The organism is Clostridium sp. CMCC3677, assembly GCF_023845585.1.
GTDB classification, from domain to species: domain Bacteria; phylum Bacillota; class Clostridia; order Clostridiales; family Clostridiaceae; genus Clostridium; species Clostridium aquiflavi.
On record NZ_JAMQHS010000004.1, the window covers coordinates 38,545 to 50,013 of the forward strand.

General features: G+C 29.2%; 11 protein-coding genes. All 11 read right to left on the minus strand.

The window, feature by feature from the left end; all coding sequences use genetic code 11:
- Window positions 1–161 precede the first annotated feature (161 nt).
- Complete coding sequence (locus NG901_RS05605) at window positions 162–1,598, minus strand: D-lactate dehydrogenase (RefSeq protein ID WP_252212767.1); 1,437 nt, start codon at window positions 1,596–1,598, stop codon at window positions 162–164.
- Between the two features lie 147 nt (window positions 1,599–1,745).
- Window positions 1,746–3,290 (minus strand): L-lactate permease, encoded by a 1,545-nt coding sequence (locus NG901_RS05610; RefSeq protein WP_252212768.1) that lies wholly within the window; start codon window positions 3,288–3,290, stop codon window positions 1,746–1,748.
- 287 nt (window positions 3,291–3,577) lie between these two features.
- Window positions 3,578–4,516, minus strand: coding sequence for an electron transfer flavoprotein subunit alpha/FixB family protein (locus NG901_RS05615; protein ID WP_252212769.1), 939 nt, complete (start codon window positions 4,514–4,516; stop codon window positions 3,578–3,580).
- 21 nt (window positions 4,517–4,537) lie between these two features.
- Window positions 4,538–5,323: an electron transfer flavoprotein subunit beta/FixA family protein gene (locus tag NG901_RS05620; protein WP_012423182.1), complete on the minus strand. Its 786-nt coding sequence runs from the start codon at window positions 5,321–5,323 to the stop codon at window positions 4,538–4,540.
- A 689-nt stretch (window positions 5,324–6,012) separates the two neighbouring features.
- Entirely contained in the window at window positions 6,013–6,150 is a 138-nt protein-coding gene (locus tag NG901_RS05625) for a hypothetical protein (RefSeq protein ID WP_003374230.1), read from the minus strand.
- Window positions 6,147–6,542: a hypothetical protein gene (locus tag NG901_RS05630; RefSeq protein ID WP_252212770.1), complete on the minus strand. Its 396-nt coding sequence runs from the start codon at window positions 6,540–6,542 to the stop codon at window positions 6,147–6,149. The genes NG901_RS05625 and NG901_RS05630 overlap by 4 nt, the downstream gene beginning before the upstream one ends.
- A gap of 138 nt (window positions 6,543–6,680) precedes the next feature.
- Window positions 6,681–6,989 (minus strand): pepsin/retropepsin-like aspartic protease family protein, encoded by a 309-nt coding sequence (locus tag NG901_RS05635; protein ID WP_252212771.1) that lies wholly within the window; start codon window positions 6,987–6,989, stop codon window positions 6,681–6,683.
- On the minus strand, window positions 6,982–7,242 hold the full coding sequence (locus tag NG901_RS05640; RefSeq protein WP_252212772.1) for a hypothetical protein: 261 nt from the start codon (window positions 7,240–7,242) through the stop codon (window positions 6,982–6,984). The genes NG901_RS05635 and NG901_RS05640 overlap by 8 nt, the downstream gene beginning before the upstream one ends.
- A gap of 347 nt (window positions 7,243–7,589) precedes the next feature.
- Window positions 7,590–9,638: a trypsin-like peptidase domain-containing protein gene (locus NG901_RS05645; RefSeq protein ID WP_252212773.1), complete on the minus strand. Its 2,049-nt coding sequence runs from the start codon at window positions 9,636–9,638 to the stop codon at window positions 7,590–7,592.
- 2 nt (window positions 9,639–9,640) lie between these two features.
- Window positions 9,641–10,735 carry a phosphomethylpyrimidine synthase ThiC gene (locus NG901_RS05650; RefSeq protein WP_252212774.1) on the minus strand — a complete coding sequence of 365 codons (1,095 nt, stop codon included), beginning with the start codon at window positions 10,733–10,735 and terminating at the stop codon, window positions 9,641–9,643.
- Window positions 10,736–10,745: 10 nt separating this feature from the next.
- A complete protein-coding gene (locus tag NG901_RS05655) occupies window positions 10,746–11,360 on the minus strand; it encodes a hypothetical protein (RefSeq protein ID WP_252212775.1) in 615 nt (204 codons plus the stop codon).
- Window positions 11,361–11,469: the final 109 nt, after the last annotated feature.

Here is an 11,469-nt window from a genome sequence, read left to right on the forward strand (position 1 = left end):
GCCTTCCTTTTTTCCTTTTTATAATTTGTTGGATATCAATTGTTTTTTCTTAATTCCTTTTCTTGTTTTGTGGAACATCTTTTCCTTTTTACTTTTTGTAGGATACGCTTATTTTTCTTTTTTTTACTTTTATGAGATATTTATATATATAAACTTTTTTATTATGAACTTAAACCTTCTATTTGGCTACATACTTTACCTGGATTCATAATGGAATTTGGATCAAAGACTTTTTTAATGCCTTTCATTAATTCCATATTTACTTCTCCAATGCTATCTCTTAAATAGCTAACCTTTCCACTACCAATTCCATGTTCTCCTGAAACAAGGCCTCCACATTTTATTGCTTCCTCGTAAATAATCTTAAAGAATTTATCAACTCTTGTTTTAAACTCTCCTTCTTCTAAATCATTACTGCATTGGTATATGTGAAGATTTCCATCTCCTGCATGTCCAAAGCTTTTAATAGTTATTCCACACTCTTCACCAGTTTTATTTACAAATGCAAGATAAGAAGCAATTTTATTTACTGGAACTACAACATCACATTCATCTAATAATTTTGTTTCTGCCATAATAGCTTCAAGGAAACTAGAACGTGCAGCCCACGCATCCTTAATTTTTGCTGGTGTATCAGCTACAAGCACATCAATTGCTCCTGCTTCTAATACTATTTCACTAGCTTGTTCTATAAGATTATTTAACTCATCTTCATTACCGGCATCAACAGTTACAAGTAAATAAGCATTTGCAGTTACTCCATCAATTACTTGTGGGAATACGCTTTTTCCAATATATCTTTCACTAGATAAAACGATTTCTCTTTCCATAAATTCTATAGCTTGCGGATTCATGTGTTCCATTTTAAATTTAGGAACAGTAGCAATACAATCATCTAAATTTTCAAAAGGTATAATTAAACTTGCAACTACCTTTGGTGCTGGCATGATTTTAAGTGTAAGTTCAGTAATAACTCCAAGAGTACCTTCTGAACCAATCATTAAATTCAAAAGACTATAACCTGAACTTGTTTTCGATACTGTAGCTCCAAAGTCTGTTACTTCACCGGTTGGAAGTACAACCTTCATGGCACGTACATAATCACGTGTTGCACCGTATTTTACAGCTCTCATTCCCCCAGCATTAGTTGCAACATTTCCACCTAGGCAAGCGAATTTTTCACCTGGGTCTGGAGCATATAATAATCCTTTTTTTAAACAATCCTCTGCAAGATCGTTTAATAAAACACCAGCCTCTACACGTACAATAAAATTCTCTAAGTCATAAGAAAGTATTTTATTCATCTTTGTAATATCAATTAAAACTCCTCCGAGTAATGGAACTGCTCCACCTACAAGCCCAGTTCCTGCCCCTCTTGGAGTTACTGGTATTTTATTTTCATTACATATTTTTACTACCTTTGAAACTTCTTCAGTAGAATGTGCCATAAATACAACTTGTGGAGCTGCTTTTCCATAGATAGGCATTTCATCGTGACTATAATCTTCATTTATATCTTCACCTGTTAAAATATGCCCTGGAGCTGCCTCCTGTAATTTCATGATTAATTCTTCTGTTAATTGATTATACTCAGCCATAATAATCATTTCCTTTCTAATTTATTTAGTGCCAAATTTAAATTATTTCCTAAAATTTTACCTGAGATCTTTCATCCCTTATATTTTTATACTACTTATTTCTTATCTTTTATCTCTAAATACTACTTATATCTTACTTATTATCTCTTAACTAAATAAACGTGTACCTATAAAACATAGGATTCCACTAATAGTTATATAGCATATATAATATTTAAATACACTTCTTAAAATTTTACTTTCCGAACCAGATTTGCCTATTGCACTTGCGCCAATTGCAATACTTTGAGGACAAATCATCTTTCCTATACCTGCTCCAAGTGTATTGGCTGCACCCATCCATGCTGCTGAAAGTCCGAGTTTTTGTGCTGTTTGTACTTGTAATCCTCCAAATAAAACACTTGTAGATGTACCTGAGCCTGTGACAAAGCCTCCAATAGATCCTATTAATGGTGAAATTAATGGATATGCTCCTCCTGTAACTACAACTAAAAAACTTGCAATATCTGAAATCATTCCACTATAGCTCATTACTTTTGCGGTTGACATAACTGCACAAATTGTTACAATCGTTTTCCAGTTTGCTTTTAATGTACCTTTTAATACCTCAAACATCATTGGCACTTTTGCACCTTGTGTAAACCCTCCAATAATGGCCGCAATAAAGATAATTACACCCGGTGTATTAATCCAACTAAAGGTTAAAGTGTTTCCTCCTTTACCTGCATATACAATTACACTAGTTTTAAATCCTGCAATTGCATCATAAATTGGTGGGCATAATGTTGAAGTAAACATTAACATTAAAAATATTAGAATAAATGGGCACCAAGCTTTTACTGCATTACTAAATGATAAAGTTGTTTCTTCTTGTTTTTCATTAACTTGAATACAATATTCTTCTTGAGGATTTTTATTAAATATTTTTGCTGAAGCAACTGTACATATCATGCAACAAATAGATCCTACTATATTTGGTAATTCTGGTCCAAGTACTGTTGCTGTAATATAAGCAGGTATTGTAAATGATAATGAAGCAACCAAGGTAACAACAAATACCCCTTTAAGTGCCTTTATTCCCTCACCTACAATGCATACCATAATAAATGGACTTATAAAAAGGATAAACGCTTCAATTATCGCTGTGTTTGCTGCTAGTGAGTTAGCTCCAACTTTCGTTATTTCAGAAAGTGTTACTAAAGGTATTCCAACTGATCCAAAAGCAGTTGGCGCTGTATTGGCAACTAAACATGCTAGAACTGCTGAAATTGGATTTAATCCAAGACCAGCGAGCATTGATGCTGGAATAGCAACTGCTGTACCGAATCCCGCCATTCCTTCCATGAAAATACCAAAGCCCCATCCAATAATTAATATTAATACTCTTTTATCTCTAGAAACTCCAGCTAACATTTTTTTAATGGAATCCATTGCGCCTGTACGTAGAACCAAATTATACGTAAACAAAGCTGCAACAATAACTAGACAAATTGGCCACAATGCGTTTAGTATTCCTTCTAATACTCCTGTCATAGTATAAATGACATTCAAATTCCAGAAGAAAATAGCTAAAATCATTGTAAGAACAAGTGTAATTAAACAGGCTTTAAAACCTGGCATTTTTAATCCGCTAAGTGCAATTATAAGCCAAATAATTGGTGCTATGGCCATTAAGAATTTTAAAAACAGCATTTCATATCCTCCTTATTTAATTCTTAAGTGGTATAATCTTTCACAAATTGGTATCACCATGGTATTATAATTATCCATCTCTCCACTTGCTAATTAATACTGTTTTAAAAATATACGAATATAATTATTTTTTATATGCTACGTTTATTATTAATTTATTTTTAATAATTCTCTAAGTGTACAAGTGTAAAATTTTATATTTAATTTCATATTCTTGTGAATTGAGATTTATTTTTAAGTTATTGCAATAGCTTTTAGTGAAATAACCCTTTATCTTAGAAAAAATTTTACTGTGCTTTTGCTTTTTTCATTTCTTCAATCATAACTGGAAGAATTTCTGCAACATTACCAACAATACTCAAGTTAGAAACTTCAAATATTGGAGCCTCTTCATCTTTATTAATTGCAACGATATAACCTGAACCTGTCATTCCAGATGTATGTTGTGTTGCTCCAGAAATACCACATGCAATATATAGTTTTGGTGCTACAATTTTTCCTGATTGTCCAACTTGATGTGCACGAGAAATCCATCCTTCCTCAATTGCGGGTCTTGTTGCACCAACTACACCACCAAGTACACGTGCTAATTCTTCAACAAGTTTAAAATTTTCTGCATTTCCCATTCCACGTCCACCAGAAACAATAACTTCAGCTTCTTCTAAATTAACAGATTCAGAAATTTCTTTTACTACATCAACAATTTTTGTCTTAATAACATTAGATGAAATTTCAAACTTCTTTTCTGTAACACTTGCATTTGAAGCAGATTCTGGCTTTGGAAAGCTTCCATTTCTAACTGTAACTATAGCAGTGCCTTCTACTTCAATATGTTCCAAAATTGTGCCGCCATAAGCTGGTCTGGTATATATAACTTTCTCATGGCTTTTACTAATTCCTGTTACATCACTTACACAGCCTAAACTCATTCGTCCAGCAATACGTGGTGCAATGTTTTTAGCGAGTGCTGTATTAGCTAATAGAATAATATCTGGATTTTGTTCCTTAACAGTTTCTGCTAATACTTCTGTCAAAGTATCACAGTCATCCGCATTATCTGCAAAAATAACTGGAATTCCAAACTCTGCTACTGTATCTGCTAAAGCCCTGTTACCTACTACAAGAGCTGTTCCTTCTGCCTCTAATGCTTTTACTGCACTAATAAGTTCTAGGCTTCCTCCCAATACTTTTTCTCCATCTGTTTCAATAAACAATAATGCTTTCATACTTTCCTTTTCCCCCTTAATTTAGATTGCCTTATCCTTTTTCATTTGTTCCATAACAGCACTTACTGCAAGCACAGCATCTTTCTCTTTAATCTTGATACCAGCTTCTTTCTTAGGAGGTTCAACATATTGAATGCAACATACTTTTGCTTGTTTTACCTCTCCAATTTCTGCTGCTGAGTAAGTTGGAATTACTGCCTTACGACTTGCCATCTTAGTTTTAATCGTAGGGTAACGTGGATCATAATTTGGTTTACTTACTGTTACTACTGCTGGTGATTTTAAAGAAACTAAATTATATCCTTCATCAGTTTCTTGATGAACTTCCAAATCATTATCTTTTAGACCTATTTCAATTGCACTACTTACAAAACCCATTTTAAGCTTTTCAGCAAGCATTGCTCCAACTTCACCAGTAATTTCATCTGTAGATTCCTTTCCACAAAGAATTAAATCAAATTTTTTACCCTTGTCCTTTTCAATTTTATTAATAGCATCTGCCAAAACATGAGCTGTTCCAAGGGAGTCTAAATCTGCATATAAATCATCTTTTACAAAAAATGCTTCTTTAGCTCCTACAGAAAGACAATTTTTCAAGGTGTTTAAAGAATCTTCTGCTCCAACTGTTAATACACTTACTTTCCCTCCATGTGCTTCAGTCAAGCGGACTCCTAGCTCTAATGCATATGTATCAAATGCATTTGCTACCAAACTCACTCCACTTAACTTGGGTTTTTTAGCTTCCTTATCCAAATGAATTTCAACAGAGTCATCTGGAACTTGTTTTACACATAACATAATTTCCATGTTTTTTCTCCCCTTTACCATTTACATTAATTTAATGATATTAACAAGTTTATTAATATTCTTTTCCTAGATTTAATATATTCCTATAATCAAAGATAATTTTCCTCCTATAAATTCATACGTACTTGTCATACCAATCATAAATAGGTAGGACCAATTTATAATTTCATTATATCTCCTCAAATACTGCTTGTAAACAATTGTTAATAATTTAACAGTAAATGTTTACATTGGTAATTTTCTCTATTATAAAAAGTTATATATATATAAGTCCTTAAATCAATTTTTACATCATTGATTTAAAGTAATTTTTTCCTTAATACCCTTATTTTTATATTTATTGTTAAATTAATAACATAATCATATCAAAAAAATATTTAGATTATTAAGATGACATAACTTGCATTAATAATCTAAATTTAAGAATGCTAAAATAAGCCCTGTAAGTTACTTAAGTATGGCAAATTACAGGGCTTTAAAATTTCATATATCTGAAATAGATTTTTTATTTATTTTTCAACTATAAGATTATTAGCTTTTGCCGTTTCAATTATACTATAAAGAAGCGCACTGGCTTTTGCACATTTAAGTGTATTTAAAAATAGCCAATTTTTACGTCCAATAACAAAAGGTTTTATTGCTAGCCATTACAACCACCTACCTTGTGATATCTGTAATTCTAGCAAATATTAATTAGCATATATAGGCAGTAATTCTTTCCAATATATTTGTACTTCTCCTTGATATGTTGAAAAAAATCTGTGCCAGCACATATCTTTTGTATCACCAGATACTGGTGAAAAAGATTCTATATAATATTTAATCATCTCCACATTTCTATTGCTAAATAGACTATTTTTTGTAATTCTCCTATCAGCCCCTTAACTTCATACCTTGAAATATTATCAATTATTTTCTTTCCTTTATCGTTATTACATAACCTTTTAAAATTGTCTTGCAAATATATAATCTCATCAGCATTTAAATTGTTAATACATTCTGCTTCATAACAGTTTACTAATACTTCTTTAACATCATATTCTGTTAAATCTGACTGTGGAATAATACTCTTATATTTATATTGAATGTATAATATTAAATCACATATATCTTTCGGCTTTATTCTGCTCTTAACTAAACATCTATTCTTCTTATTTGTACTTTCTTTACTATACTTTATCTCATATACATAAGTAACTTCTCGATTTAACATGTCCATTTTATCAATTCCTCCAAATTTCTATGTTTAAAATATACTCCAACAATACGGACATCTAATGTCCATCTTGAGTAAAAATTTATACAAATGGAGGAGCTTTAATAACAAATGTATTGGATTCTATTAAAGGGAATATATTTATTTTTCATTGTCACTTCTGCTATACACTTTCATTTTCTCAAAATAAATAATTGCACCAATTTGTCTTAAAAAATCTATTCCAATTATTCCATCAATATTAAACCCATAATCCATAATTCCTATTTCCACATTAACATCTCTACTATGTAAATCATTAAGCCTAATTTCATCAATAGTTTTCTTATACACAAATTCACTTCCACCTACACCATGTATAGTTTCAATGGAATCATTCATATCTATAGTTATATCAATTTCTTCTACCCTACAAAATGGTAATCCGTATCTAAATTTTAAATCAACCATTTATCCTTACTTCTATCCAAGCTCTTTCCTCTATATCTAAAGTCTCGTGAGTTGTATTATAAACATAATATTCCTTTTGTTTATCAGCTTTATGATAATTTGCATAATCCTTTAATGCGTCATTACCCTTATCATAACTTTTTAGAACAACTAAATCAGTTACAATTCTTTTGCCACCCTCTGAATAAGCAGAAATAGCTTGAAATAATATCCACTTGTTTTTGTATACTTCTCTTGCCTCACTATACTTCATTGTTAATCACTCCTATTCGCAATACTATCTTAATTATATTCTATTCATTAAATCTAAACATCATATTACAAATATTTTCTCACAAATTCCTTTTTGCCAAAAGATGCACACTCCCACTAAAAAAATGCACCCACCTTACTAAAATACATAAGATGGGTACATTTTTTCAATTATATTTCCAATTTTTATCTTCAGCTCTTACTTTTCAAGTACTTGATTTTTTCCAAAGAAACACGAAAAGCCCCTAAAATCAAAGGCTTTCTATTGTATCAATATTATAGTTCTTATATGGTGGAGGCGAAGCGTGACTCTTAAAATCTACCATAAAATCAACTTATTCTTGATAATTACCTACTTAAATTCAACTCATCTTTATTAATTTTTATACCACAATCATCTAAAAAATTCTTAATGCACTTAATACTTATCCCTTCGTTTCTATACAATAAATCGTTACTCTTGGGCTCTATTTCGCCACCTTTACTATGAATTCCAATAACCTTCCATTCCGAATTAAAAATTGGAGCACCACTCGATCCTGGTAACGTACTCGTTACATACTGTAAAATTTCATCATCTGCATATTTTAAACTATTATATCCTATGCATATCTGCTTAGGCATACCATCTGCATGTTGAATTATTGGAATACAATCATTTTCTTTAGGATCTCCTATCTCAAATTTAGGTAAATCCAAAAAGTATTCACTATTTTCTGTTTTTAATATTTTAGTAATTGCAATATCATATTGTTCAGAAATATAAGTATTTTTATGGTCTAAGTTGCACTTAAACTTTTTAGAGCTTGCAGACTCTTCATAATCAAACAACGCTGAAGAATTTATTACACTCTCTGGATATGGAATAACATGTTTATTAGTAATAATATATTCATCATTAATTAAAAAACCTGTGGCTTTATATTGTGGTTCATCCTCACAATTAATTTCTAGTAAACAAACTCTTTTCTTCATTTGTAAACCCATTTCAATAAAATTTATAGAATGAAATTTGTAACTTCTATTTACTATTTCTCTATATTCTCCTATTGTATATTTTTTACCTTTTTCATCACTTGCTTTCCAATCTGTAATTGAATTTTTTAAAAATAAATCTTCTGTATATAGGTTAAAATTTATATTTTTCTTCATACACGCAGATAATAATTTATCTATTGTATTTTTTCTTTTACAATCTGAACATAATTCTCTCGCTAGCTCGCTTATAGTACTATGAGGGAATAGTTCATAATTTCCACATACTTCATTTGCTATATCTTTTAGTTCACTTAAACTAAATTTATTTATACATTCATTTGTTAAATCTGAAATATTTACATCTTTCATATTATCTTCAGCTCCATTTATTAAATTAAAATGTAGATTATAATAAAAAATTATTTTCTCATTCAAAATATCTTTTTCAAAATAAATTTCTTGTGTAGTGTCTTTTAATCTTTTTAAATAATAATTATCTGTACATAGTTTATTAATAACCTCTGTCATTATTTTTAATATTTTAACATTATTTATTATCTTGGTACTATCCAAATAATCGTTTAATATATATTTTCTAAACTTATTTAATAGTCTACTTTTTTCTAATATATATAAAGCATCATATGATATACTATTTATCTTATTAATGTTTAATCCTATTGAATTAAATAAATTTATAACGTTATATTGCAAATTTCTGTTTAAATCATATAAAATTATTTTCTTCTTAGTTTCAGGATATATTAATAAACATTCATTAGATACTGCATTTGCTATGTAATATTCTCTATTACTCTCCATTATAAATTTTTCTTTAGCCTCATTGCTATAAGGTGAAGTAATTATATTATGAGCTATTGTTGCTCTTGATATATCATTTTTTAAAATATCTTCGTTTACTTTACTAGCAATTATTCTATTATTCTTGAAATATGCTTGTATATTTTTTGCTAAAACTTTTGTTACATTACCACCAATACGCATAAAAGGTTTTGCAATATTGTCTAATTGTTCTGCTACTAAATATGTTTGTGGAATTTGATAATCCAACAATTGTAAATTTCCTGGAAGAGTTATATAATGTTCCTTTTCATAAAGCCTTTGATTGAAATATTCAGAAAATACATTAGTAACTTTATCAAGATTCCTTGTAGATAACTTAATTGACCCTAAACATTTTTCTTCCTTTAAGTCGAATAATATTCTAGCACGATTAAAAAGTTCGATTGATAATTTACTTTGCCATAAATTTGCACCTGTTATATATATGGGATTTCCTATAAAAAAGCATAATTTTAATAGATACTCAAGCTCATTAATGTTATAATTATATTTCACTTGTATAAACGGATCAGTAAATGGAAAAAATATAGAATTATCAAAAGTATTTTCTATCATTTTTAATTATTTAACCATTTTAAAATTAGTTCTTTGTTCTCTTGAACAAATTTAGTAGGACAAGATTGCTCACATCTATTACATCCTTTATAATTTTCATCTATTATTGTACACATACTCTTTCCACTTCTTGATGACTTAACATTCATATATTCATTACACATATCCGCGCAACTTCTTGCAACATTATATCCTCTAATTATACTATCAATATTAGGTATTCCCCCACTATGCTCTTCTGGAGTAATTGAATTAATAATTTTAAAGTTAGCTCCTTTTATTATACTTAAATAGAAACCTACAGCATTAGATATATCATCATCACTATTAAATAAATTTCTAAATAATGGCCCTAATGGCATTATTGGTACATCTGTCTTATTAGTTATATCTATAAATTTATCTATATTTTTAATATCACAATGACCTATCCCTTCTGTAAATACATTTATTCCTTCATTTTTAAATATTTTAAGTATATTTCTATATTCCATCAATTCATCACAATGAACCTCATCTAATGCTTCATCGATTATTGCTGCTCTAAATGCAGAGCCTAGCGATATATTCACTTTATATTGCTTACATATTCTAATTACATCATCAAGTACATCCCAATATATACTCCTATCTCTGTTTTTCTTTATCATATCTTTAATTATTATTGTTGCACTTCGAGATGAAAAAGGAATCCTTCTACTAGTTATTGCCTTTAAAATACGTTCTTTGGTAGGAGTAAGATGAATAACAAACCATGATACCCCACTAAACGCTGCTCTTTCCATTTCATATATCAATCTTTTATTATCTATCTCATTTGTTTCATTTATGCAATAGTAATGTGGTATTATACCGACAGGACATCCAATTTTTTCCTCTATATATTCGTACAAATAACCATTAGCATTAGTTAAACTTAAATCCATCATCAAATCCGGTAAATTATCCAACTCTAGAATTTTATTTATCTTTTGTTTTTCAATATCCATATATTCTTTTATATCAGAAGATACACCCACATTTACATTTACTGCTATAGGCCTATCTTGCCCTATTAATGTATTCTTATTTTTACCTTTAAACTCTACATCTCTCATTAGATATCTCCTAATATTTTATCTTTATCTTTTCTTTTAAATAAATAATATCATTTTCAATTGAAATACAATTAATTTTACATAAATCATCAAGAATATTGCTATATTGGATTGAACTTAAAATTTGATTGTTACTTTTTTTCCTCATTATATTTACTTCTTTATAACATTCTTCACTTGTAAATCCGCTTCTGTTCTTACACTTACGATGTATAACTCTAAGTACAAATGCTTGATCAACTGATATATCAATTTTCATTTTTTGAGTTAAATAACAAATAACCCCCAATAAACCCATTACCTTTTTTGTAATATCTTTATTACTTATTGCAGTAGTAAAAGAAATTGAAACAGGAATAATTGTATTTAAAAAATCTTCAATATTTAATATAATATTTCCCGGTTTCCTTGAGCTCCCACCTTTTAATACGTTATTCTCCAAAGTAATATATTGATAATTTTGATCTTCAATTTCGTCTATAATTGGTGGTATTATTATAATAAAATCTTTTTCGATTAACGTTTCCAAAAACCCCTTTAAATCTAGTGATTCAACGTTATAAATACTTAAATCTTCTTCTATCTCTTTTAACTTCTCTAACTTTTCCTCATTTAATACTTTCATATGCCCCTCCATTTTTCTAATTTAACTTATTATAACATAATTTTATTTTAATGTTGCTTATATAAATAGTACCGAACACATCTATAATCACAGCCATCTACAAAATGTA

Excerpts from the sequence above, each read along its gene's own strand:
- NG901_RS05655 (WP_252212775.1), bottom strand. The coding sequence starts at position 11,360 with ATGAAAGTATTAAATGAGGAAAAGTTAGAGAAGTTAAAAGAGATAGAA.
- NG901_RS05620 (WP_012423182.1), bottom strand. The coding sequence starts at position 5,323 with ATGGAAATTATGTTATGTGTAAAACAAGTTCCAGATGACTCTGTTGAA.
- NG901_RS05640 (WP_252212772.1), bottom strand. The coding sequence starts at position 7,242 with ATGAAGTATAGTGAGGCAAGAGAAGTATACAAAAACAAGTGGATATTA.
- NG901_RS05625 (WP_003374230.1), bottom strand. The coding sequence starts at position 6,150 with ATGATTAAATATTATATAGAATCTTTTTCACCAGTATCTGGTGATACA.
- NG901_RS05630 (WP_252212770.1), bottom strand. The coding sequence starts at position 6,542 with ATGGACATGTTAAATCGAGAAGTTACTTATGTATATGAGATAAAGTAT.
- NG901_RS05615 (WP_252212769.1), bottom strand. The coding sequence starts at position 4,516 with ATGAAAGCATTATTGTTTATTGAAACAGATGGAGAAAAAGTATTGGGA.
- NG901_RS05650 (WP_252212774.1), bottom strand. The coding sequence starts at position 10,735 with ATGAGAGATGTAGAGTTTAAAGGTAAAAATAAGAATACATTAATAGGG.
- NG901_RS05610 (WP_252212768.1), bottom strand. The coding sequence starts at position 3,290 with ATGCTGTTTTTAAAATTCTTAATGGCCATAGCACCAATTATTTGGCTT.
- NG901_RS05645 (WP_252212773.1), bottom strand. The coding sequence starts at position 9,638 with ATGATAGAAAATACTTTTGATAATTCTATATTTTTTCCATTTACTGAT.
- NG901_RS05635 (WP_252212771.1), bottom strand. The coding sequence starts at position 6,989 with ATGGTTGATTTAAAATTTAGATACGGATTACCATTTTGTAGGGTAGAA.
- NG901_RS05605 (WP_252212767.1), bottom strand. The coding sequence starts at position 1,598 with ATGGCTGAGTATAATCAATTAACAGAAGAATTAATCATGAAATTACAG.